At 67.5% G+C, this 24498-nt stretch carries 19 protein-coding genes and 1 tRNA gene; 3 read left to right on the forward strand and 17 right to left on the reverse strand.

Going from position 1 to position 24498, the window contains the following annotated elements; all coding sequences use genetic code 11:
• Positions 1-73: 73 nt before the first annotated feature.
• The 6 genes from G6O54_RS07915 to G6O54_RS07940 all read right to left on the reverse strand — a co-directional run bounded on the left by G6O54_RS07915 (position 74) and on the right by G6O54_RS07940 (position 7098).
• On the reverse strand, positions 74-943 hold the full coding sequence (locus G6O54_RS07915) for a Dph6-related ATP pyrophosphatase (RefSeq protein WP_165222795.1): 870 nt from the start codon (positions 941-943) through the stop codon (positions 74-76).
• The gene (locus G6O54_RS07920) at positions 940-1887 is read right to left on the reverse strand and encodes a BtuF-related (seleno)protein (protein ID WP_165222798.1); all 948 of its coding nucleotides are present in this window, start codon (positions 1885-1887) and stop codon (positions 940-942) included. The genes G6O54_RS07915 and G6O54_RS07920 overlap by 4 nt, the downstream gene beginning before the upstream one ends.
• A 142-nt stretch (positions 1888-2029) precedes the next feature.
• Positions 2030-3109: an RNA polymerase sigma factor gene (locus tag G6O54_RS07925; RefSeq protein ID WP_165222801.1), complete on the reverse strand. Its 1080-nt coding sequence runs from the start codon at positions 3107-3109 to the stop codon at positions 2030-2032.
• 196 nt (positions 3110-3305) lie between these two features.
• Positions 3306-5321: a PD40 domain-containing protein gene (locus G6O54_RS07930; protein WP_165222804.1), complete on the reverse strand. Its 2016-nt coding sequence runs from the start codon at positions 5319-5321 to the stop codon at positions 3306-3308.
• A gap of 7 nt (positions 5322-5328) precedes the next feature.
• Complete coding sequence (locus tag G6O54_RS07935; RefSeq protein WP_165222806.1) at positions 5329-6324, reverse strand: hypothetical protein; 996 nt, start codon at positions 6322-6324, stop codon at positions 5329-5331.
• 699 nt (positions 6325-7023) lie between these two features.
• Positions 7024-7098: transfer RNA gene (locus G6O54_RS07940), tRNA-Pro, on the reverse strand.
• Positions 7099-7207: 109 nt separating this feature from the next.
• Between G6O54_RS07940 and pyrF the strand changes: the two genes are divergently transcribed.
• Positions 7208-8143 (forward strand): orotidine-5'-phosphate decarboxylase, encoded by a 936-nt coding sequence (gene pyrF / locus G6O54_RS07945; RefSeq protein ID WP_165222809.1) that lies wholly within the window; start codon positions 7208-7210, stop codon positions 8141-8143.
• A 41-nt stretch (positions 8144-8184) separates the two neighbouring features.
• Here the strand turns inward: pyrF and G6O54_RS07950 are convergent, their stop codons facing one another.
• The 10 genes from G6O54_RS07950 to G6O54_RS07995 form a co-directional block, all read right to left on the reverse strand.
• Positions 8185-8445: a hypothetical protein gene (locus tag G6O54_RS07950; RefSeq protein WP_165222812.1), complete on the reverse strand. Its 261-nt coding sequence runs from the start codon at positions 8443-8445 to the stop codon at positions 8185-8187.
• 108 nt (positions 8446-8553) lie between these two features.
• The gene (locus G6O54_RS07955) at positions 8554-12801 is read right to left on the reverse strand and encodes a Calx-beta domain-containing protein (protein ID WP_165222815.1); all 4248 of its coding nucleotides are present in this window, start codon (positions 12799-12801) and stop codon (positions 8554-8556) included.
• A 297-nt stretch (positions 12802-13098) separates the two neighbouring features.
• On the reverse strand, positions 13099-14247 hold the full coding sequence (locus G6O54_RS07960) for a DUF420 domain-containing protein (protein ID WP_165222818.1): 1149 nt from the start codon (positions 14245-14247) through the stop codon (positions 13099-13101).
• A gap of 67 nt (positions 14248-14314) precedes the next feature.
• Entirely contained in the window at positions 14315-14722 is a 408-nt protein-coding gene (locus tag G6O54_RS07965; protein WP_165222822.1) for a cytochrome C oxidase subunit IV family protein, read from the reverse strand.
• A gap of 25 nt (positions 14723-14747) precedes the next feature.
• The gene (locus tag G6O54_RS07970) at positions 14748-15710 is read right to left on the reverse strand and encodes a cytochrome c oxidase subunit 3 (protein ID WP_165222827.1); all 963 of its coding nucleotides are present in this window, start codon (positions 15708-15710) and stop codon (positions 14748-14750) included.
• A gap of 66 nt (positions 15711-15776) precedes the next feature.
• Positions 15777-16706 carry a heme o synthase gene (cyoE, locus tag G6O54_RS07975; RefSeq protein ID WP_165222832.1) on the reverse strand — a complete coding sequence of 310 codons (930 nt, stop codon included), beginning with the start codon at positions 16704-16706 and terminating at the stop codon, positions 15777-15779.
• Complete coding sequence (locus G6O54_RS07980; protein ID WP_165222835.1) at positions 16703-17722, reverse strand: COX15/CtaA family protein; 1020 nt, start codon at positions 17720-17722, stop codon at positions 16703-16705. The genes cyoE and G6O54_RS07980 overlap by 4 nt, the downstream gene beginning before the upstream one ends.
• A 42-nt stretch (positions 17723-17764) precedes the next feature.
• On the reverse strand, positions 17765-19627 hold the full coding sequence (locus tag G6O54_RS07985) for a cytochrome c oxidase subunit I (protein ID WP_165222838.1): 1863 nt from the start codon (positions 19625-19627) through the stop codon (positions 17765-17767).
• 4 nt (positions 19628-19631) lie between these two features.
• Complete coding sequence (locus G6O54_RS07990; RefSeq protein WP_165222841.1) at positions 19632-20456, reverse strand: cytochrome c oxidase subunit II; 825 nt, start codon at positions 20454-20456, stop codon at positions 19632-19634.
• A 79-nt stretch (positions 20457-20535) separates the two neighbouring features.
• Entirely contained in the window at positions 20536-21825 is a 1290-nt protein-coding gene (locus G6O54_RS07995; protein WP_250846766.1) for a c-type cytochrome, read from the reverse strand.
• A 428-nt stretch (positions 21826-22253) separates the two neighbouring features.
• On the opposite strand from G6O54_RS07995, the gene G6O54_RS08000 reads away from it, so the two are divergent.
• On the forward strand, positions 22254-23093 hold the full coding sequence (locus G6O54_RS08000) for a CPBP family intramembrane glutamic endopeptidase (RefSeq protein WP_165222844.1): 840 nt from the start codon (positions 22254-22256) through the stop codon (positions 23091-23093).
• Positions 23094-23141: 48 nt separating this feature from the next.
• Positions 23142-24035 (forward strand): metallophosphoesterase family protein, encoded by an 894-nt coding sequence (locus G6O54_RS08005; RefSeq protein WP_165222847.1) that lies wholly within the window; start codon positions 23142-23144, stop codon positions 24033-24035.
• Here the strand turns inward: G6O54_RS08005 and atpC are convergent.
• Complete coding sequence (gene atpC, locus G6O54_RS08010) at positions 24022-24468, reverse strand: ATP synthase F1 subunit epsilon (protein ID WP_165222850.1); 447 nt, start codon at positions 24466-24468, stop codon at positions 24022-24024. The two genes, G6O54_RS08005 and atpC, sit on opposite strands and share 14 nt — an antisense overlap.
• Positions 24469-24498: the final 30 nt, after the last annotated feature.

Below are 24498 nucleotides of genomic sequence, written 5' to 3' on the forward strand. Positions count from 1 at the left end.
GGCCGGAAGCTCCGGCCGCCCGACGCACCTGCTCATGCGTGAGCAGGTGAGGGGGAAGCCTCTTCACGGAATGTCACGCCCGGGCCTCGTTCGGGACTTTCCCCTCGTCGACCGCAGACTCCCCGTCAAAGGGACAGTGGCGGCATCCGCTCCCGCAGCAGTAGCCGCGTCTCCGGTGATACGCCGCGGTGAAGACCCACCGACCCTGCTCGACGTAGTAATCCACCCCCTCGACCAACGCCGCAGGCTCGCGGCCCTGCCGGGGCCACTCCGATACGGGGAGGACGTCGGCGAAACAGAAGCCGTCCCGCTCGACCGTCTCGCCGACGGTGATGGAGATCGAGGATTCGAACATCGGTCCCGCGTGGCAGAACGTGTGGAACTCCCCGCGTTCGCCGCACGGGTCGACCGACGCCGGCAATTCGTCGATCAGCCCGAGATCGAACGTACGCCCGGCGAATCTCGCCTCGAGCTGCCGCGGATCCACGCAGGTGAGGGTCGCTCGGAGCCCGGACGCGATCATCTCCCGTGCCAGCCGCGGCGTATCCTCGGGCCGTCCCCAAACCGGGAACAGCGGCTCGAGGCCCGTCCCGGCCAGTTTCTGCTCGCGGTAGGCTCGGATGTCGGCCAGGTGTAGATCGCCGAACGCGAACGCGCGGACTCCTTGATCCCGGGCCCGCTCGACAACGGCCCGCATTCGCGCCTCGTAAATGTCATTCGAACAGGGCCATGGCAGGGGGACGGCCCAGAGCGGGAGTCCGGCGGCGCTGGCCTGGCGCTGGACCAGCTCCATGCGGACCCCGTGCATGGCGACGCGTCCGAACGCCTCGTTGTACGTCGTCACCAACCCGACCACCTCGACGTCACCCCGCTGCCGCAACAGGTGGAGCGCCCACGCACAGTCCTTGCCAGAGCTCCACGACAGCAGTGCCTTCGGTCTCATGAGGGAACGCCTTCCGCCACGCCCAGGTCCAGAGGGGTCAGCCGCTGCGCCAGGGGCATACCGGGCGGCGGTGGATGGATGTCGGGGTGGAGCACGTGGGCAAGGATCTCCAGACTGTCCACCAGTCGCGGCCCCGGCCGGCTGAAATAGGCGTTCCCGTCCACGACGTGGACACGCCCCGCGCGGACACAGGCCAGGCTGCCGAACTCTCGATAACCGGCAAGGATGGGTAGATCCTGCCTGGTCCGCTCGGCATCGAATCCACAGCAGGCGATGACCATGACTTCGGGATCGGCGCGGAGAACGTCCGACCAGGAGATCGTCCGGGAGCGTTCACCCTCCCGGCCGATGAGCTCGACGCCGCCCGCGAGCCGGACCAGTTCCGGGGACCAGTGCCCGCAGCAGAAAGGAGGATCGATCCACTCCAGAAGGACCACCCGGGGGCGGGACGTCGCGGCGCGAGACCGGCCCGCGACGGCCTCCACTCGCTCCTGAAGCCTGGCGACGGCCACCCGACCCAGTTCCGGCGCCCCGGCCGCCTCGCCGACGAGGTTGAGGCACTCGAAAACGTCGGCCAGCCGGGTGGGTTCCAGGTTAATGACCTTCGGCCGTCCGGGCAGCCGGCAGGCGGCGGCGGTGACCTCCGACTCGGCCACGGCGCACACGTCGCACAGGGCCTGGGTAACGATCAGCTTGGGTTCGAGCCGTTCGAGCGTCGGCAGGTCGAGGCTGTAGAGGGCCCTTTCGGTCTTCAGCCGCTCGCGGACCAGGCCGTCGATGTCCCGGCTGGACGCGATCTCCGGGATCAGCGTCCGCGTCACCCTGGGGAGCCGCCGCACGAAAGGCGGATAGTCGCACTCGTGCGTGACGCCAACAAGCTGGTCGGCGAGCCCGAGCTCGCAGACAATCTCGGTCGCGCTCGGGAGCAGAGAGACGATTCGCATGACGGATGCCGGTCCCGGGGAGGCAGGCAGATGGTGGAACGCCATTGCCGCCTGATTCTATCACCGGCCCTTGCGGAAAGCTCGGTCGCGAGAGTAGACCACCCCGTCCTCGCCCCTCGCCGAGCCTTGCGGCCGACGGATCTCATCGCCGCTCGGCTCGCAATTCCTTCAGGATCGCCTCGCCGAGGTTCGTCTCCGGGGCCTCGGGTTCGTCGCGTGAGGTCAGCAAGCCGGTGACGTCCGGCGGGGTCGGGCGACGGGGAGAAGGCGACGCGGGGGGAGGGAGGCTCGCCGCTTTCGTCGCCTGCGGCGGGGAGGGGAGGGCGGAATCGGACGGGGTCCAGGTGGTGCCGTGGGCGGTGAGAACGAGACCGCAGGTCGCGATCGAAGTGGCGGCGAAGGCGAGTCCGAGCAGGAGCGAGTGCTTGGCGACGAGGGCATGGCCGGTGGAGAGCGACGCCAGCGCGGCCACCGAGGCGGAGGCAACTCTCACTCCTCCGGACTGAGCCATCGCGAGTTGAAGCGTACTCCGGGCGAGGGATGCGGGGAGGGCGGCCGGTATACGCGTTCCGGGCGAGGCCGAGGCGATCGTGATCGCGGGGGCCAGTCCGCGGCGTGTGAGGGCCTCGCGGAGCCGGCGTTTACCGCGGTCCAGACGGCTCTTCACGGTGCCGACGGGGAGATCGAGGAGGCGGGCGGCCTCGTCCTGCGTCAGGCCGCGGAGGTGGCACAGCTCAACGGGAGCCCGGAACTTGCCGGGGATCCGGGAGAGCTCGGTCGCGATGGCCGCGCGAAGGTCCTCTCGCTCGGCGATCTGGCAGGAATCTCCGTCGGCCGGCAGCCGCTCCGCGTCCGCGCCGACTGGATGGCGCCGGGCCTCGGCCCGGGCACGACAGGCGACCCGGGTCGCGACGCGTCGGAGCCACCCTCCCAGCGATTCGTCGACCCAGAGCGATGCGCCCTGGCGGGCCAGGATCAGAAATGTGGCCTGAAAGGCGTCTTCGGCCCCGTGGTAGTCGCCCAGGGTCCGCTGGCAGATCCCCCAGACGAGCGAGCCATGGCGGTCCACCAGCGTGGCGAACGCCGCCTCGGCCTCGTCGGGCGCGTCGTGCCGGTTCGCAAACCGATCGAGGAGCTGGCCGTCGGTCAAACCGCCGGTCGGGCCCGACGAGAACAGAACCCCCATGTGACGAGGGGCGAGATTTCTGGTGCCATAAGCCAACGTATCATCCCCAGGATCGTGATTCGGCTCTCTACCTCTTGATATGCGGGGGATTCGGTGAGAGGGTCCCGATAATTCCCAGAAACGAGAATTTCCGAGGAGGCCGAGTCCATTGGCCTGATCTTCCGATCGCACGATGGCCCATCCTGGCATCTCGGGGAAAGAAGGAAGCATGGCGAGCCGGGTCCGGCTTCCCCTATCGAGCCTCCCCATCAATTCCATTGGACCGGTATAACAAGTAGCTGCCGTCGGGGGAGAGGGCTAGGTCCGCGATCATCGGTGCTCTCGCCACCTGCTCGAGCTTCCGGAAGGATCCCGGCTTGCCGCGCTCGAACCGGTACAGACTCATCTCTCCCAACCGCGTCGCCGCGAAGATGCAGAGGCCGGTCCGCGGATCATAGACGACGTCGGACGGGGTCAATCCGGTCTGATTGGGACTCCCCCAGAGGACTTCCTTCACCCGAGCGACCTCGGGATTGGAGACGTCGAGCAGGGCGATCGTGTGGCGGGTCTCCGAGCTGAGGACGGCCAGGAGCGTGTCGTCGTCCGTCCATTCGGGCGCCACCAGGAGGGTCCAACCAGGGGCTCGGATCTGACGGTGCTTGCCGGTGACGGGGTCCAGGATCTGGGCATTGAGGGGAGTACCGAAGCCGGAGATGAGCAGCTTCCGTCCGGACGGCGACCAGCGTGGCCCGCCGTAGACATTCAGGTAGCGCGGAGCCGTGCCGTCAGCCTGCATCACCCAGGTACCGGGTTCCTCGATGCAGTCGCCCCCAGAATTGGCCAGATATGCAATCTGCCGGCCGTCCGGCGAGAGCGAAGGGCAGTTGCCGGGCTTGTGTTCGACGAGGACGGGCCTTCCGGCGACGAGCTCCACCGACTTGATGTGGGCCATCTGGAACAGGCCGACAGGGCTCGCGTCCAGGAAGATCCGACGGCCGTCATCCGACCAGGAGATCGACCCGCAGAAGGAGAGCCGATACCCCGGCTCATCCAGGACCGACACCGGCCGCCCGCCCGGGAGCTTCATCAGGAACACACGATCCCGGTCCGAGCCTTTCGGCCTCAGGATGGGGGCGCGTCTCAGTGCCTGCACCAGCTTCCCTGCTTCCTCGGAGGGCGAGCCGCCCGGTCCCGGCGGAGGCGGTTCCTGCGAGGGCCGGCCGCGGGGACGAGCGGGGCTGTCCGTGTGGAAGAGGAGATAGCGCCCGCCGGGCGAGAGTGCCAGGTCGCCGAGATTGGCGTCGAAGCCCGACGGCTCGACACGACGCGGTGCCCCGTGATCACCGACGAGAAATGTGTAGAGGGCCAGCCCCTGAGGCCGCTTGCCGACGAAGACGCAGCGCCGGGCCTCAGGGCTGAACGCGACCTCGACCGGGTCCAGATCATCGAGGTCGCCGGATTTCTTCCAGAGGGTCTCACGGACCACCGCATGCTCGGGATCGGAGACGTCGAGTCGGACGATCGCCGTCGGCGATTGTTCGCCGATCGCCGCGATGATGGAGTCGGCAGAAGCCCAGTCGGGGATCGAGAGGATGCGTTGGCCCTCGACCTCGACCGACCGATACTCGCCCCCCGATGCGTCCATCATCCAGAGCGGCGGCGACGCACCCGGATCGGCCACCATCATCCTGCGGCCGTCGGGCGACCAGCGGGGCCGCCCCTGCTTTCCCAGCCAGCGTCCCGCGGAGCCGTCGGTCCGCATCGTCCAGACTCCAGGCGCATCCTTCCGATCGGACCTGGGGACTAGGGAGAAGGCGATCCGGTCCCCTGCGCGGGAGAGGCAGGGGAATCGCCCGGAGCCGAGATCCTTGATCGTCGGTATCCCTCCGACGAGCTCCAGCGACTCGATGCGAGAGAGCTGCCAGAGGTCGAGCGGCGCGGCGTCGAACACGATCCGCTTGCCGTCCGACGACCAGCACGGCGAGCCGCACCGCGCCCGCCCTCGTTCGAGCTCGTCGACGACGGGCACCGCCTCGCCCGTTTCGAGGTCGGCCACGAAAAGCCGGAACCGATCCGACTCGGCCGGCCTCTCGATCGGGGCGAGGCGGAGCCCTTCAGCCAGTCTTTGGATGGCATCGCGGGTTGCAGGCGGCACGTCGGGCGGATTAGAAGGTGCGATCTCCTGCGAACGCAACAACTCCGGTGCCGTCACCCACGACAGGACGAAGACTGGCAAGATCCAGAATCGCGAGGGCCTGCTGCGAGTCATGTCCACCTCAGTTCCTACAGGTTGACGAACGGCCCGACTCGATGATACGGCCGGGGAGGAGTCGATCGCCACGCGGGCTGGATCGTCTCGGCTCGATGCCGTGATCCCCCGCGAGCCGGAGCCACCCGCGGTGGTCCCTCGGCAGGGCCACCAGTACGAGCCGGCCGAGATCGGCGTCGGTAGGCTGACAAGCCCAGAGGCATTCCCCGCCCGCGGCGAGGGCGGGGGGCAGGTAGGTGGAGCACCTCTCGGCCAGCCTGACGTCCGTACCGGCGACGATTCGCGCCCGTCCCGACCCCTCGAACGAGAGGCGGACGGCGTGCAGCTCCCACCCGCCGGCCGCCGGTCGGTCGGTCGAGAGATACGCCAGGAAGAGGCCGCCATCTTCGGTCCGTCCCACCGAGGGTGCCCGCAGACTTCGGCCGGAGGTCGCATCCTGCAGGCCCGAGATCGGACCTGAATCGATGACGGCGTCCTCGGTCTCGGCCAGCCTGGCCCAGCAGAGCTGGTCTCCCACCGGATCGCTCGGTTCGGGTCCCATGCGGGCCTTGATGACAAGAATGAGGATGTCCCCGAACCGAGCGTCCCGCAGCCAGGTAAAGTCCAGGACCATCGCGACATCCCCGGGCGGAAACGGACTCCGCCAATCGAGCCGCTTCTGCCCGGACCGGCCCGCGTTGTCGATCTCGTCGCGGTCCGAAGCCGGCCACTTCGACCGAGCCCCGTCGAATAAACGTCGATAGAGTCCACCATCTCCCGCGACGTAGAGCACCCGGGGCAGAGGGCCGGGAAGCCAGCAGGGCCGGCTCGTGGGTACCGCCTCGGTCTCGATGAAGTCGAGGATCTCGCCATCGGGGTATGAGATCCTGGCGAGCCCGACCGATCCCCGCGACGAATTCGCCGGGGTGCCGGAAAGCCGGCCGACGACCTGGAATCGCCCGAGTTCATCCACCCAGGGCGAGCAGGTAGCCAGGTCCAGGTCCATCCCCCCGGGCGGCGGCATGGCGACGATTCGGCCGGTGTCGGCCTCCGCCCAGAGCGTCGGCGGGCATGGGGTCCGCTTCCTCGCCGGACTGACAAGGACCGGGCCGGTCGCGGCCGCAATACCGGGCCGTCGGGACGCGGATGACGACGTTCCGATGCACGCCGCCATCGCCGACATGATCACTCCCGCCGTCATCATGGCTCGAAACCACGGACTCGCAGGCATGGCGATCCCCCGCCCTGGCGTCAGAATTCGGAGGCCGGGCCACTCCGGTGAACGACTCCTGAATCCTCTATGCGGACGGAGCGCGAGATCGTTCCCGATTTCCTGGAGGATGTGCACAGGGTGAGGAGATGCGAATGCACGGGCCTCGCAGAATTCGAGGCCGGCGATCAGGGCGGCGAGAGTCCAGGGATGTCGGCCGCGCTCGAGAACGACGACCGGTCGAGCCCGTGACGAGGGAAGGTCGCCCCGCGGGAAATGCTTGGCCTGGAAATCAAGGGGATCAGCGAGGTCGACCGCCTGCTCGCGGACGATCAACTTCCAGAAGAAGCCGGGCCAGAGGGGAAGGAAGAGCCCGTTACGCGGCGTCCTTCGCCGCAATCGTGAACTAGCTTCGAGCGTCGCAGGTCGACGGAGTTTTGTCGGAGAAAGTCGAGCCTAAGAGTTCGACCTTCTCCGACTCAACTCACTCGATCTCGCGGCAAGGAAGCAAAATCGGGCCGAGGGGATTTGAACCCCTGACCTCTAGCACCCCAAGCTAGCGCGCTAGCCAAGCTGCGCTACGGCCCGATTCTAGCCAAGAAAAACAGCCCCGTGAGGGGCGGTCTGTTCTCGCCAGGAACTAGATTGTATGATAACGACACGGTCTGTCAATGAGGATTGTCCGGAGTCCTGCACGGTGAACTTCGCGGACCAGCTCGTCGAGGCAGTGCGTCGCAAGGGAAACCCTGTGCTGGTCGGCATCGACCCCAGGCCGGAAGAGCTGCCGGACGGATTCCTCGATCGGTTCCCGGGGACCAGGGCGGGAGTCGCCCAGGCGCTCAAGGCATTCGGATGCGACGTGCTCGATGCCGTGGCTCCGCTGGTCCCGGCCGTGAAATTCCAGTCCGCCTTCTACGAGGCCTATGGACCCGAGGGGCTCGAGGCGCTGCACGCGACGGTCGAACACGCCAAGACTCGCGGGGTACTGGTCCTCTTCGACGGCAAGCGGAATGACATCGGCTCGACGGCGGAAGCCTATGCTAGGGCCTATCTTGGCAAGGTCCCCGTCGGCGGAGCCTTCGAGCCCCCGTGGCAGGCGGACGCCATCACCGTTAACCCCTACCTGGGGACCGACGGCATCACCCCCTTCGTCAAGGTCGCCGCCCGAGAGAACAAGGGGGTCTTCGTCCTCGTCCGCACGAGCAACGCCTCCGCCCGCGAGTTCCAGGACCTGGTGGCCGACGGCAAACCCCTCTATCGTCACGTCGCCGAGAGGCTGATCGCGTGGGGTGCGGGACACGAGGGGGAATCGGGCTATAACCTCGTCGGAGCCGTCGTCGGCGCGACCTACCCGCAGGAGCTGAGCGACCTCCGCGAGGCGATGCCCGGGATCCTCTTCCTCGTCCCCGGCTACGGCACGCAGGGAGGGACCGCGAAGGACATCGCCCCGGCCTTCGACGACAACGGGCTGGGCGCCGTCGTCAACAATTCCCGGGGCATCACCTTCGCTTACGAGCGGCCTCATTTCAAGTCCCGATTCGGCGGGGACTGGCAGGGAGCCGTGGCGGAGGCCGTCCGCGAAATGATCGCCGATCTCGCCGAGAATACCAGGGCCGGCCGACTGCAATCGTAGCCCGACCGGGAGTCTGGGCGACGTCCGCCCGCCCGAATCGCTCAGAGCTCGGGCATCGTCCCGTTGCGCACCGCCCGTCGGACCAGGAAGGTGCCGGTGCCGAGCAGGCCGAGCGGGACGGCCAGCATCAGGCAGATGCTCCAGTTGTAACCGCTGGCCATGCGAGAGACCTCCTCCGGCTGGGCGGAGACGGCTTCCTTGCAGTTCGGGCACGCCGTGGCCGACCCCGTCGACAGCAGCGAGACGGAGATCAAGGGGATCGCGGCAAGCAGCCGGGATGACCGGGCAAGGCGTCGCGGCATGGGAGGGCTCCCTCGACGGCGTGGACCTGCAACGCAACCGATTCTAACCCGCGCCCGCGCGACGGTCAAACGGCGAGCTGATCTCGGATCCGATCCGTTCCAGGCCGTTCAGCCACGCTTGACCGACGACCCGGCGATCACCTTCACCGGCTTACTGGCCGCGGCATGCAGGCTCGTCCGCGAAACGACCTTCGTGGTGACCGGCTTCGTCAGCGCCTTCCCGTTCTTCTGCAAGAACGGATACTGCTTCACCGTGAAGCTTGATGCGGACATGTTCACGCGGATCTGGCCGAACTGCCCGAGGCCCTCGATGTCCTGCAGGGTCGTCGTCCGGGCCGCCCGGCCCCGCGTCTTCGCCACGCTCCCCGTCAGGACCGACTTCCCGGGGACGCCCCCCTGGAGTCGGAGGCTGAGCCCCTCTCCGGTCGCCGAGCGGAGGAGATCGAGATAGCCGCCACGCGTCACCTTGAGAGTGACGAGGTTGCCGCTGTCGTCGTAGTACTTCAGGCTCGTGCCGCGGCCGAAGAGGGCGACGTAGTTCGTCCCCGCCGGACCGGTCGCGGTCCCATCGAGCGCGTTGCCGGCCAGGTCCATCAGGCCCGCCGGGCCGCTCCCGGCGACGAGAATCCGGTAGAAATGCCCTGCGGCCAGCGGCTGGGACGGGATGAGGGTGACGACACTCCGAGTCGGATCGTACGAGGGCGTGTTCAACCCGATGATCCTGGCGTCGCCCGGAGCAGGCCGCCCGCTGGTGCCCAGGTCGGCGAGCATGTAGGCGGCCGGGCTGGCGGCCATCGAGGCGACCAGGGGCTCGGTGAAGTTGATCTCGATGCGGTCGATCGAGGATGGCGAGCCGAACCAATGGACGTCGGCAACCTGGGGCGGGGTCAGGTCGGGGTCGATGTTCACGACGTGAAGCGAGGCCGTCGTCGGCCCGGCCAGGATGGCCCCGCCGGCGGGCGAGTCGAGCATGAGCGAGACATACTCGTCGCCCCGATCGTGAGGGTTCGCCAGGACGGGCACGACGATGTTGGCAACGGTCTGCCCCGGGGCGAAGGTCAAGGTCCCCGTGGTCGGGATGTAATCGACGCCGGGCACGGCGTTGCCGCCGCCGGTCCAGTAGTGAACCGAGACCGTCCCGAGCGTGCCGACGGTCCGGTAGACGGGGAAGACGGCGGAGCCTGCGTTTTCGGCGACGGTCACCGCCGTGGTCCCGAGTGCCAGGGTCCCGGGGACGTTGAGGATTTCCGCGGTCGCCGTGGAGGCGTTGTTGTCGGTGCTGGGATCGAACAGAGGGCCGCTCACGCTGGCCGTCCAGGACGCGGGGCCGAAGGAACTGGCCAGGAGAGTGATCAGGACCGAGACGGCCCCTCCCGACGGGACCAGGCCGAGCGGAACCTCCAGGACTCCCGAATCGAACGAGCAGGCTCGCGACCCCGCGTCGGCCGAGACGAACGAGGCGCCCGTCGGCACGGGGAGCCGGAACATGGCCCCCGCGGCGTCGGACGGGCCATTGTTGGCGACGGTCGCGACGAGGGTCAGGGCCTTGCCGACCTCGGGCGAGGGAGTGGCCACGGCGAGCTCGACCGCCAGGTCGGCGACGGGGTCCACGCGGACCGAGGCCATGATCGAGCCCCCCCCGGGGCCGGGATCGAAGTCGTCGGCCTCGACGGCGGCCGAGAGCAGGAGAGTCGCCGGGCTCGAGGGGATCGGCAGGCCCAGCCTGACCAGGATCGTCACGGTCACCGTCGCCTGGTTGGGGATCGTGCCGATCGCGGCCTCGAAGAGACCCGGCAGCAGGACCGGCGCGTCGCCGAGGCTGGAGGTGGCGGAGAGGGGCGTGAGGCCGGGAACCATCGGCAGGGCGAGGACGACCCCGGTCGCATCCGAGGGCCCGTTGTTGATGACGCTCACGGTGTAGGTCAGGGAGCTCCCCTGGTAGGACGGGCCGGGGGGCATGGAGAGCGCCAGCAGGAGTCGAGACGAGGGGACGACCTGGACCGTGACGGCGGCCGAATGGTCGTCGGGCGTGGGGTCGATGTCGTCGGTCGTCAGGGTGCCGGCGATGTCTCCGGAGCCGACGTCCGCGGCGTCGAGGACGACGGTGACGGTCGCGGTCGAGCCGCCGATCAGGGTGCCGAGATTGACGGTCAGGATCCCGCCGTCATACGAGGCGAAGCCGTTCGTGGTCGTGGTCGAGTCGTACGAGAAGTCCGGGCCGACCGGGATCTGGAGGACGACGCCGTTGGCCGGAGTCGTCCCCTGGTTGGTCGCCAGGAAAGTGATCGAAAACGAGTCGCCGAGGCGGACCGTCTCGGGCGCCGAGGTGACGGCCAGGGAAACGTCGGACACGGCCCGGACCAGGGTCGACGACGTCGCGACGTTGTTCGACGGGACCGGATCGGGCTCGGCCAGCGTCACCGAGGCGGAGCTCGTCAGAGTCGTGCCCGGCAGGGCCGTGACCGTGCCGACGACGGTGACGGTCGCGGTCGAGCCGGCGGCGAGCGTGCCGAGATCGGCCGTGATGGACCGGCCCGCCCGCGTCACGGAGACTCCCGGGCCCGCGGTGACGGACAGGACGGATAGGCCGCCGGGCAGGCTGTCCTGGAGCATGACGCCGTGGGCGTCCACGAGACTCTTGTTGGTCACCGTGACGCGATAGGTGAGCGACTGGCCGGGAGTAACCTGCGAGGGACTGGCGTCGATCGTGACCGAAAGATCCGCGACACCCTGAATCTGGACGGCCGGGGAGAACTCGGATGTGTTCCCCCGCGAGTCGGTCGCGGTCGCCGAGAGGACCATGCCCGGCCTCGCCGACGAGGGGAAGCCCAGGTTGAACGCCGATCGACCGGTCGAGTCGGTGGAGACGCTCATGACGCTCAGCAGCGTGGTTCCCTCGCCGAAGCCGCTCGGATCGGGCGTGGGGGAGCCGAAGAACTGGATCAGGTAGGTCGAGGACCGCACGCCATCGAGGATTCCGTTGACCGACATGCTGCCGCCGTCGGACCGGGCCAGCGAAAGCAACGGGTAGTTCTGGAAGTCGTTCGGTCCCTGACCCATGCCGGGCTGATGGTTGGGGGTAGGACCATTCCCCAGGTTGATGCCAAGCCCGGCGTTGTCGTGGATCGAATTGGAGAGGATCGAGTTCCGATCGACGAGCCCGACGAGCTGTACGCCGGCACCCAGGCTCCCGGTGCCGTTGAACGCGATGAGATTCCCCGACTTCTCGGACGCGCCGCCGACGGAGTTCCCGCCGCTCGCCAGCGTCACGCCGTTGACCGCGTTGCCGAGCGGGTTCTTGCCGGAGGCGTCCGTGCCGATGAAATTGCCGAGGATCTCAACGCCTCCCTGGCCGCGGAAGACCTCGACCCCGCTCCCGAGATTGCCGCCGATCACGTTGCCGGCGCCCGCGTCCGCGCCGCCGATCGTGTTGGCCCCCGCGCCGTCGAGGTGGATCCCATCCTTGAGGTTGCCGAGGCCGAGCCGTCCATCCGCGGTCGTGCCGATGAAATTCCCCTGGATCAGGTTGGCCGCCGCGCCGGAGTTGACCAGGACGCCGTCCAGGACATTGCCGGAGACGACATTGCCGGAGACCCCCAGGACCCCGCCGACGAAGTTCCCGCTGGCCCCGGACAGCACGATGCCGGTCGAGCCGTTGCCGAGGGCCGCGTTGCCGTCAGCCGTGGTCCCCACGAGGTTCCGCTCGATGACGTTGGCGGTGGACGTGCTCGTGGAGATCGCCAGGCTCAGCCCGTTCCTGAGATTCCCCGAGATCAGGTTCCCGTCCCCGGCAGTCAATCCCCCGATCGTGTTCCTGGAGGCGTCGACCAGGCGAATCCCGTCCTGGTTGGGCAGGGCCGTGCGGCCGGTGGGATCGGCCCCCACATAGTTCCCCTGGATCACATTGCCGTCGCTGCCCTGGATCAGGATCCCCGCGCCCCGGAAGCCGCCGATCGCCAGGCCGCGAACCAGATTACCCCCGGCCTGCAGGACCAGCCCGTCCGACGCGACGCCGGATCCGGAACCATCGATCTTGATCAGCGGCCGGCCGGCATAGCCGGGCTGGGTGGTGCCGTCGATCGTCACCTGGGCGGTGATCGCCGGCAGCGGGCTGGTCAGCGAGATCGTCTGAACACCGCCGCCGTCGATGTCGAAGCCGATCGAATCCCCGCCATTGTCGAGGTTGGCCTGGAGGATCGCCCACCTTAAGGACCCGGGATCGAGGTCATCGGCCGTCCTCTGGACGAGGAGCGTCGTCAGCAGCCGCCGGGACTCCATGCGCTCGACGGCCAGTCGCGCCCGCCGCTGGCGTACGGGGCTGCATCGCGTTTGGGGTCCGGCGGGTGTGCGGGACATTCGATGCTGCTCTGGTGGGTGTCAAACGGCGTTGTGGTCGACCATTCTTATTAAACCCGCGTGCATCCGTCGAGGTGTCGCAGCAATCACTCCGAATTCTATCCCACTTTCCTCGGATGCATCACGTCGAGGACGACTGACGGCTTCCCCGCGCCCATTCGAGCGGCCAGAACTCCTACGTTTCAGATACTCCCTTCTTCGATCCATCGCCAGGAATCCCAATGCGATGGTGCATTATAGCACGAATGCTTGGCCGTTCAAGGCAGTAGCCGGCCCTGAGAGGAGACCCTGTCCTGGTCAGAGCCCGCCGGAGCCATTCGCAACGGGCAGATGGTAGAGCATCAGGTAGATCACGACCCCGGTCACGGAGACGTAAAGCCAGATGGGGAAAGTGACCGCGGCCGCGCGGGCGTGGGCGGCGAAACGTCCGCGGAGTGCGCGGGAGAGTGTCACGAGGACGAGGGGAACGACGCCGAAGGTGGCGAGTAGCGTGTGGGAGAGCAGGATGGTCAGGTAGCTCCAGCGAAGGGCACCGCTGCCGGGGAACTCCACGCTGCCGGCGAAATAATGGTAAATCAGGTAGCAGGAAAGGAAGACCGCCGACGTGAGCAGGGCGACGACCATGAAGAAGACATGGCCGCGGACGGCCGGCTGCTGGAGCAATCTCGCGTCGGGAACGTCGACGGATTGGGGGGAGCCAGGTGACCGTCGGGGTCGTCGGATCAGGTTCCATCCGGTGAGGAGGAACACGGCACAGAGGCCGTTGAGGCTGGCATTGACCGCCGGAAGGGCCCTCAGCCAGGAGGGGGCGGCGAGCCTCTTCGCCCGCTTGACGAGCCTGGCGACGGCCGCCGGGTCGTTCGAGTCGAACTCGCCGATGATCCGGCCGCGGTCCACGAGGGCCAGGCGGCTGCTATGGGCGATGGTCTCGATCTTGCCGTCGGCGGTCGGCACGGGGTTGGGATCGACCATGACGCTGAGCTTGAATCGGTCCTTGATCAGCGCATAAATCTGGTCCCGAGCTCCGGTCAGGAACCACCACCGGCCGGGGTCCGCCTGATGGCGGTTGGCGTACTCGGACAGGACGGCCGGCGTGTCGTATTCCGGATCCACGGACAGGCTGACGAGCAGCACGTCGGTCCCCGCCAGCTTCCCCTGGACGTCCTGCATGATCGCCGTGATCTTCGGGCACTGGAGCGGGCAGCGGGTGAAGATGAAGTCGACGATCGCCACGCGATCGGCGAGATCGGCCTGCGTGATCTCCCGGCCGGAGCGTTCCGTGAGCCGGAACGAGTCCAGGCGCTCTCCCGCTTCGCCGAGATCCTCGGCCGCCGGACGAGATGCCGGGGCAAGGCTCCCGGGCAACAGCAGGATAGCCAGTCCCGAGCAGAGGAAGGTTCCGACAACAACGACGATGCCGCGGCGGTAGAGGTTGGTGAGATTCATGAGGAACAGCTTATCACAACCAGCGGGCGGGATGCAGAGCCGCAAGGGCATCCGAGCCGATCGCGTCTCAGGCTACGATCCGGAAGGTCCCCGGATGGTCGATGGCGGGCGCGGGGACGTTCATGGTCTCTCCCTCGTCGAGCAAGTCCTCGGCCACGGGCTTCAGGGCGACATCGGGGCAGAGCATGATCGTCAGGAAGACGGCCAGGACGCAGGCCGGGATGATCATCAGGTAGACCCACTTCTTCTCGAACTTCAGGTGCATGAAATACCAGCCGACCAGACCGGCCTTCACGAGCGCCATGCTCAGCAGGCCGAGGAGCAGCAGGGCGAAGTGGTCCTTGACGATCATCGCATAGACGTACTCGACGAAGGTGAGCACGGCCAGCGCCAGCCAGACCCTGAAGTAAGGGGCGTGCGATTCGACCTGGAGCTCATCGGCCATCTCGGGAGTCAGGCTCTGGGGATCGGCCATGATTCGGCTCCTTCGGGCTCATGGGTCAGACGAGATAGACGATGGTGAACAGGATGATCCAGACGAGATCGACGAAATGCCAGTAAAGCCCGGCGTACTCGATCGTCTGGTAGTTCGTCTGGTTGTAGGCGCCCATCAGGGCCCGGATGAAGACGAGGATCAGGGTCACCACCCCGGCGGTCACGTGCAGGCCGTGGAAGCCGGTCATGGTGAAGAAGCAGGAGGCGAACAGGCTGACCCACGGCCGGAAATGGCCGTTCGGGCTGATGCCCGGGGGGTAGTGTCGGCCGATCATCAGCTCGTAGTATTCGCTGGCCTGAACACCCAGGAAGATGCTGCCGAAGAGGATCGTCAGGCCCAGGAAGATCAGGCTCTTCTGCCGCTTCCCCTGCTGGATGGCGGAGAGCGAGAGGACCATGGTCACCGACGAGCAGATCAGGATGAAGGTGTTGATCGCGGTCAGGTTGATGCTCAGCGGGTTGGTCAGGTCGTCGTAAGGTTTGGGCCACTCGTGGGTGACGACCCCTTCGACCGTGGCCGTCACGCCGAGTCCGCCCAGGCTGGCGGCGAGCGAATCGGCCTTCGCCTTGCTCAGGTGATTGACGACCATCGGCTCGCCGGGCGCGGCCTCGGAGACGATCTCGTGGGCCTCCTCGGCGGTGATTTCCGGGTTGGCCGCGCGGATGAGCTCGATGGCATGCTCGGGTTCGGAAGCCTTCGAGCGGAGGATCACACCGTAGGTGCCGTCGATATCCTTGAAGTTGGTGGTCGGTGCGTACAGGTTCGTGTACGAGGTCCGCGGGCTCCCCGCCCGGAGGACGATGTACGAGCCGATCAGGCCGGTGAAGAACATGATTTCCGTGGCCAGGAAGAGCCACATCGCGACCTTCCCCGGGGTCACCGGGGCGTGATGATCGTGGGAGTGCGACCTGCCCGGCGCTGGGCCGTGGGCATGCGCCGGGGTCGTGATGGAGGTTGCTTCGGCCATCGTGTGGATCCCTCGAAACGGGGCCGGTCGGAGAGGCGTCTCGAAGCCGGTGGACGCGTCGCGTCCTCAGGCCGGCGAGGGGTTCAGCAGCAGGAAGAGCAGGACCAGGGGCAGATACAGGAACGACATCCGGAGCAGGCGCCTGGCGTTCGCGTCCGAGATCTCGCGGAGGAACCGGACGGCCGCGGCCAGGTAGACCAGGCTCAGGACGAGTGCCCCGACGAAGTAGAAATCGCCGGCCAGGCCGATGATGGTCGGGAGCAGGCTCGCGGGGACCAGGGCGAGGGCGTAGAGCGTCGCCTGGCGGGCCGTGATCGTGCCGTCGGGATCGACGTTCGGCAGCATCCGCATGCCGCCTCGGGCGTAATCCTCGCGGTAGAGCCAGGCGATCGCCAGGAAGTGGGGGAACTGCCAGAGGAAGACGATGAGGAAGAGGGCGAATGCCTCGATGCCGATCTTGCCGGTCGCCGCCGCCCAGCCGATCGCCGGGGGCAGGGCACCCGGGATCGCGCCGATGGCCGTGTTCAGGGTCGTCCGCGGCTTGAGCGGCGTGTAGACGAGCACGTAGAGCAAGAGGGTCGTTCCGGCGACGGCCGCCGCGGGACGATTGGCCCCGGCCAGGAGGATGGCCATGCCCGCCGACCCGAGGATGACGCCCAGGATCGAGGCCTCGAGCGGCGAGACTCGCCGCCGGGGCAGGGCGCGGTTGGCCGTCCGCCGCATCCGGGCGTCGCGGGCCCGTTCCATCCACTGGTTCAGGCAGCTCGCGCTGGCGGCGACCAGTCCGGTTCCCAGCAGCGTGAGGAAGACCGTGCCCGGGTGCGAGCTGCCGCGGGCGCCCATCAGGAAGCCGACCAGGACCGTGATCAGGACCATGAACACGATCCGCGGCTTGGTCAGCGAGACATAAGCGCGGAGCCGGTCCGCGACCGACGTCGCCGGAGACTCGGGCGACGGGGCAAGCTCCGGATGGACGAGGGAAACCGCCGATTTCAAGCGAGAGCCTCCAGGTTCGCCGGCGACGGACGTTCGCCGGCCGCGGGGCGTGGATGATCCGGGTCGGGAAGGGCCGCCGCGACGCCGAGGTGCCGGGCGGCCCGCAGCGCCAGCACCACGCTCGACGCCAGCAGCAGGGCCGCGTTGGTCTGGTGGCCGGTGCGGAAGACCGCCTCGTAGAAGGTCACGGGCTTCGGCACGCCGCCGAAGGGGAGGATGTAGAGCAGGGCAATGATCCCGAGCGCCACCTGGAACCACGCGGCGAGGACCAGCCAGCGGGCCGGCCCCGCGAGTTCCGGCAACTCCTGTCTGGCTCGGAAGGCGACCAGGCCGACGAGCGTGGCAAGCCCCAGGGCGGCCGCGGCGATCAGGGCATGGGCGACCAGCGATTCGAGCGTCCCGTAATGGCGCAGCCAGGCCCCCGCGGCGATCTGCGCGAGCACCAGCGCGAGCATGGCGATCGACCGGCCTCGGAGTCGCCGACGATCCTCGATCGGCTCGCGACCTTCCAGCCAGTCCCTCCCCGTGACCACGGCCATCGCGACCATCAGCCCGAAGAAGGCCTGGGCCGTGAACCCGTGGACGGCCGCCAGCAGCGTGGAAATGAGCGTGACCCTCGTCCCGCCCAGGATCCCCTGGATGATCACCACGACGAGGGCCACGATCCCCAGGACCTTGACCCACCGGCGCGAGTCGAAGAGGAAGAGGGTGACCGCCAGCCCGATGGTCGCGAGGCCCACCGCGGAGCCGTAGAGGCGGTGCGAATGCTCCAGCACGACGCCGAACGAGGCATTGACGAAGTCGTAGAGGAACATGTTCATACCGAACGTCGTCGGCCAGTCCGGCACGGCCAGCCCGACGCGGTAGGTCGTGACCGAGCCCCCCACGAAGAGGAGGGGGAGCGTGAACAGGGCGGCGAGGACGGCCAACCAGTGGGGACTCCTCCGGTAGGCCGGCCGGGCGGGCGATCGCCCCGGGATTTCGTCGTCGGGATTCGTGCTGCGGGTCGCGGGCATGGGCAATTCATCGGGGCGAGGAACGCGGCGGTCTGGTTCGGGTCAGGCCATCACGGGATCGAGGACGATCCCCGAGGGGAGCGGAACGGTCTGGGGCAGGTAGTCCTGCTCCTGGCCCGGGACGCTGTACTCATAGGGCGGATGGTACACCGTCGGGATCCGGGCGAAGTTGTAATGGGGAGGGGGCGAAGAGGTGCTCCACTCCAGCGTGTTGGCGTTCCAGGGGTTCACGGGCGCCTTCGGGCCGATGAACAGGCTGGAGCAGAAATTATACGCGAAAACGATCTGGGTGACACCCAGGAGGAACGCGTTGATGGTCATGAACTGGTTCATCCCGATCACCCCGGCCCGGTTCAGGTAATCGTAGACGAGCGGGTCGGCGATCCGCCGGGGGTGGCCGTGCATCCCGATGATGTGCATCAGGAAGAAGGTCCCGTTGAAGAAGATGAACGTCAGGAAGAAATGGATCATCCCCAGCCGCTCGTTCATCATCCGCCCGAACATCTTGGGGAACCAGTAGTAGATGGCGGCGAAGATCCCGAACGTGCTGCCGCCGAAGAGCACGTAGTGGATGTGGCCGACGATGAAGTAGGTGTCATGGATGAGGATGTCCACGGGCGTGGCCGCCATGAAGATGCCCGAGAGCCCGCCGATGATGAACATCGCCACGAAGGCCATGGCGTTGAGCATGGCCGAGGTGTACTGGATCCGGCCGCCCCACATCGTCCCCAGCCAGTTGAAGACCTTGATGGCCGAGGGGAGGGCGATCATCATCGTCGACAGCATGAACGTCGCGCCGAGTGCGGGGTTCATGCCCGACTGGAACATGTGATGGCCCCAGACGATGAAGCCGAGCCCGGCGATCCCGGCGATGGCGATCACCATCGGCTTGTAGCCGAAGAGCGGCTTCCGCGAGAACGTCGCGATGATGTCCGAGACCATGCCCATGGCCGGCAGGATCATGATGTAGACCGCCGGGTGCGAGTAGAACCAGAAGAGGTGCTGGAAGAGCAGGGGGCCGCCGCCGCCGACCACCGGGGGGGAGTTGGCCACGGTCCAGGCGACCGGGCTGAAGAAGTTGGTCCCGGCCACCCGATCCAGGGTCTGCATGATCAGGGCCGAGGTCAGGACCGGCAGGGCGAACGCCTGGAGCAGGGCCGTGATGAACATCGCCCAGACCGTCATCGGCATCCGGAACATCCGCATCCCGGGGGCCCGCAGCATGACGATCGTCGTGATGTAGTTGATCGAGCCCATCAGCGACGAGATCCCGGCGAACAGGAGCGCCATCAGCCAGAAGGTCTGGCCGTTGAGCGAGCCGGGGGTGGCCCATTTCGCGATCGAGAGGATCGGATAGCTCGTCCAGCCCGCCTCGGCCGATCCCCCCTCCACGAAGAACGAGTAGGTGATCAGGACGAACGCCGGCCACATGAACCAGTACGAGAACATGTTCAGCTTCGGGAACGCCATGTCCCGGGCGCCGATCATGAGCGGGATCAGGAAATTGCCGAAGGCCCCGGTGAGCAGCGGGATGATCACGAAGAAGATCATGATCGTCGCGTGCATCGTGAAGAGCTTGTTGTAGAACTCCGGCGGCATGTGGTAGCCGAGGTTCGGGTCCGACCAGAGCAGGCGACCGAGGATGGGCATCGGCTTCCAGGGCCAGGCGAGCTGCCAGCGGACGGCCATCGCCAGCAGGCCCCCCAGGACGAAGAAGATCAGCCCCGAGAACAGGAACTGGATGCCGATGACCTTGTGGTCCTGCGAGAAGACGTACTTCGTCAGGACGTTCGAAGGCGCCGGGTGGATGTGGTCGTGGCCGTGCCCGTCTCCATGATCGTGGCCGTGGGAGGAAACCTGGGGCGTCGGGCCGCCGGGATCCTTGCCGATCGCTTCGGAGCTCATCCGCTTACCTCCCCTGGTTGTCCGTGGCCATCGAGAGCTGGGATCGGTTCTGCTCGGCGAGCATCTCAGCCTGCCACCTGGCGAATTCGTCGTCGGTCGCGTGGACCGTCACGTTGCCGCGCATCTTGTAGTGCCCCCAGCCGCAGAGCTCCGCGCAGACGAGCTCGAACTTGCCGGCGGTGTCGCTGTCGAACCAGACCGGGATGGTCAGCCCGGGGACGGCGTCCTGCTTCACCCGCATCTGGGGCAGGAAGAACGAGTGGATCACGTCCGTCGACTTGAGGTTGATGAGCGTCTGGCGATCCTTCACGAAATGGAGGTCGTTCACCGTGAACAGGTCATCCGCCGTGTAGAGCTTCCGGTCGGGGCCGGGATACCGCATCATCCACTGGAACTGGCGGGCCGTGATCTCCGCCGTGGCCGGGACCCTGGGCGCCGCGCTGCGGAACTTGATGCTGGCCCAGGTCCCCATCTGGTACAGGGCGATGAAGACGAGGATGGCCGCCGGGATGATCGTCCAGATGACCTCGAGCCGCTGGCTGCCGTGGAAGTATCGGGACTGGCGGACGGGCTTGCCGTCGGCGTCGAGCCGGTCGGCGAATCGGTGGGCCTCCCACACCAGGACGACCTGGGTCCCGATGAAGACGATGCCCGTGATCGCCAGGATGATCACGAAGAGGCTGTCGATCTCCCGCCCGAAGGTGGAGACGCTGTGGTGCATGTCGCCGGCGGTGTTGGGCAGCCACCAGTCGGGGGAAAGCGGGGCGTAGAGGAAGGCCCCCACGGAGAAGATCGCCGCGAGGGCGAACAGGACGCTCCAGTTACGCACGTGAGACGCTCCCCTGATCGGTCGACTTTCGAGATCGTCCGCGGTCCGATGGCGATTAGCCGGCGGCCCCCGGCGGTGGTCAACGCGTGGCCACGGCTGAGGTCCCGGTCCCCGAATGGCCGGTCGACTCCTCGAGCAGCTCGGGCTCGAACGGCAGGGCCAGGACGAAGTTCACGAGGTCCCACACCTTCTTCTCATCGATGGTCGGGTAGTGGGCCGGCATCTGGGCCCCGGTGATCCCCTTGGCGATTCGCCAGTAGATGTCGATCGGCCGCCGGCCCCCCTTGTAGACGGTGTCCTTGCCCCGGTTCAGGTTCGCCGGGCGGAGGGGGTTGCCCCAGTCGTCCAGCTTCTGGCCCCAGAGGTCCTTCATCTCCGCCGGGAGGGCGTCGATCCGCTGCTGACGCTCGCTCGGGTTGCCGCCGAAGACGACCTGGTTGAAGACGACCTGGGGGACGAAGCTTTTGCCATCGCCCCGGGCCTTCAGGCCGTGGCAACCGGAGCACTCGAGCTTCTCCATCGTCTTCCCCAGGAAGAGCTCGCGACCGCGGAGGATGCTCTCGCGGGTGGCCTCGGTCCGCGGGATCGTCGGGTTGACGACCTTGGCCTGGTCGGCTTTCCAGCGGTTGATCACGGCGTCGGAGATCTCCTTCGCCGACTCGGAGGAGAGGGCGTTGATGTCGGTCTCGTCGGAGATCGCCCCCTCGTCGATGAGCGCAAGCTCCGTCTCGCCCCGGATGGACAGGAAGATCACGTAGTCGACGACCTGTTCGATCTCGAAGTCGGAGAGCAGCGCCTCGAACGCCGGCATGGACGTGCCGTGGAGTCCGTTGCGGACGGTCCGCTTCAGGTCCTCGCGGGCAGGCCGCGCCCCGTTGGGCGTCGAGGTGAACTTGAACAGCCCCCGCCGATAGTCACGCGGGTATGGATACAGGAAAGGGGCCGTCGGACCGTCCCCCGCGCCCGAGACGCCGTGGCAGTGCAGGCACTGGCGGCGATAGATCCCGTATCCGCCCGGGTAGGGCGTCGGCTTGCCGGAGGTCGAATCAAGGATTGCAGACCTCTTGACCGCACCGTCGATCATCTGGTAGTTCGCCAGGAAGGCCCCGCCGGTCATCAGCAGGTCCCCCATCGATTCCGGCACGCGGATCTGCTGAGGGCTGTCCCCGTAGAGGGTCGCAAGGTCCTTGCGCACCTTGTCCTGCAACCTCGGCTTGCCGAAGAGGCTGGACTTGCCGCCTTTCATCTCCTTCGTGAGGGCGTCATTCTCCACGTACTGGAGCGGGCCGGCGAGGAAACGATCGGAGCAGCCCGAGGCGACCGTGAACAGGAGGCAGAGGCCGATGACTCGATGGGGTCGACTCCGCAAGGTCACGCGATCATCCTCCCCTCGGCGGGTCGAAGGCGACTGTCTGCGACCCGTCGGATCCGACAAGAGCGGAATTAGGCCGGGAATCCGGCCTCGCACGTAGCACCTGAAACGAGCAGATTCAAACCTCGAGACGCACCTCGCGCGTCCCGCCAGGCCGCCCTCTTCGATGCCGGCCGCCGGGACGCAAGTCCTTGGCGACCAATGAGCGGGGTATTCTGACGACCGGCATTCAACGCCGTCAAGGCGCGGACGACCCATTACCGGGAAGATATCCTAGTCATCTTCTACGAAGCCTACAAGACACCCGAAGATTTCGCGGAATTCGCCGAGAATGAAATTTATGACGGGGCTGAAATCGATCGATAGAGAGGAAGACTCCAGTCCCGTTCCCGACCGCCCGATCGCATACCAATGTGCGAAATCCCATGCCCTCAAGCCGTCGATCCACGCAAGAGAAGGACCGTCCGGCCCCCTATCATCGGGAGTACCGGCGCGGCAAGCGCCTGCTCGTCATCGAGTCGCCGGAGCCGCCGCCGGTGACCTACTGGTCCGCGACGCGTCGACCGCTCCCTTCGCTGATCCTGGTGGCCCCGCTCATCCTGGCGTATGAACTCGGTGTGATCTGGCTCGGGGGTGCTTCGTCCGCCGTCCGCACGGGGGCCGACGCCTGGATGCGGCGAGGGCTCTCCTCCGTCGGGATGACCGACCAGTGGCTCCCGCCGCTGGCGCTGGTGCTGATCCTGCTGGCCTGGCAGGTCTGCAGCCCGCGGAACTGGCGGTTCTCCCCCTCCACGCTCGTCGGCATGGTCCTGGAGAGTGGCGTCCTGGCCGTGGCACTCGTGGGGATCAGTCGGCTGATCGACGTGGGATTCACGTTCCTCGATCAGCATCCGCCGCCCACGCTGGCGATGGACGGTGCCTCCGCCTCGACCTACGCACCCCTGATCGGATTCCTGGGAGCGGGGGTCTACGAAGAGGCACTCTTCCGGCTCTGCCTGGTGCCCGTCTTCTTCTACACGCTCAAGCTGCTCCAGATGCCCCAGGTGCTGGCGAGTGCCCTGGCGGTCACGGGCTCCGCCCTGCTGTTCTCGCTCGCGCATCACGCCGGGACGCCGGGCGAAGCGTTCACCTGGTACGCCTTCGTCTTCCGCTGGATGGCCGGCGTGTACTTCGCCTGGGTCTTCATCGTCCGCGGTTTCGGCATCGCGGTCGGCACGCACACGGCGTACGATATCCTCGTCGGTTGGGTGGGGTGGCAGGTCTGAGCCTCGCCGCCGACAGTCCCTCGTCTCCATCGAGGCGCCCCCACCGCCATGCGCGCCCCCCCTTCGCTCCGGATCGTCCACGTCTCGGACATCCACTTCTGGCAGTACGAGTGGAACCCCCTGCGACTGCTTGGCAAGCGGGCCTTCGGGATGGCCGCCTTGCTGAAAGGACGAGCCGGGCGATTCCGCCTGGAGCGGATCGAGGACGTGGTCGCACGGGTGCTCTCGCTCGATCCGGACCACATCCTGATCACCGGCGACCTGACCACGACCGCGCTCCCGGCCGAGTTCCGCGCGGCGAGGAAGGCGTTGGCGCCCTGGCTCCGGGAGCCGTCGCGGATCACGGTGATCCCCGGCAACCACGACAGGTACACGATCGGGGCCCACCGCAACCGCCGGTTCGAGACGTTCTTCGGCGAGTTCATGCCGGAGCCGACCTTCCCCTGGCTGCGCCAGCTCGATGAGTCGACCGCGATCCTCGGCCTCGACCCCACCCGGGCGGCGATCTCGGCGCGGGGGTTCTTGCCGGCCGAGCAGCTCGCGCGAGCGAAAGGGCTGGTCGAGTCGCTCGACCTGTCCGCGGTCCGCCTCATCGTGGCGTGCCATTATCCGCTGGAAGCGCCGACCCCCCTTCGACGCGAGTTGGCGGGCAAGGCGATGACCAATGCGGCCGTCGTCACGGAGTGGCTCGGCGGGATCGGGCCGCACCTCTTCTGCTGCGGCCATGTGCACGCCGCCTGGTCATTCCGACCGGCCGCGATCCCGGGGCAGCTCTGCCTCAATGCCGGAGCTCCGCTGCTCCGCGATCACTCCGGCCGGCACGCGCCGGGGTTCCTCGAGATCACGCTCGAGGCCGATCGCGCACGCGTCGATCACCATGCCTGGCGCGACGGAGCCTGGGTGGTTTCGACGCTGAGCGACCGCCCGGTCAGTGGCTCTTGACGCGGAGCATGGCCCGTGCGCGAGCGACGCCGCGGGCCTTGGCCGCGACTTCGTCCGGGGTGAGGGCGCGGGCCTTCTCGGCCTTCTCGAGGTCCGCGGCGGCGGCGGCCGCGTCGATCCGCTCGGCGGCGACGGCCCGGCCGGTGAGGACGGTGACCACGTTGTCGCGGATCTGGGCGAAGCCGCCATCCACGAAGTAGCGATGGGTCGTGTCGCCGGAGCGGATGCGGAGCTCGCCGTAGCCGAGCCGCCCGATCACGGGGGCCCGGCCGGGGAGGACTCCGAGCTCGCCATCGTAGAGGGGGAGTGCGACGAAGTCCGCCTCCTGCTCCAGGACGGTACGCTCGGGCGTCACCACGACGATCTGCAGCCGCCCGTCCACGCCGCCGGAGGCCTTCTTCTTCTCGACGCCCACATCGACCACTTCGGCCATGATGGATCAACCTCCCCGACGCGACTCTTC

Origin of the sequence: Aquisphaera insulae (genome assembly GCF_011064615.1) — a bacterium.
Taxonomy (GTDB): domain Bacteria; phylum Planctomycetota; class Planctomycetia; order Isosphaerales; family Isosphaeraceae; genus Aquisphaera; species Aquisphaera insulae.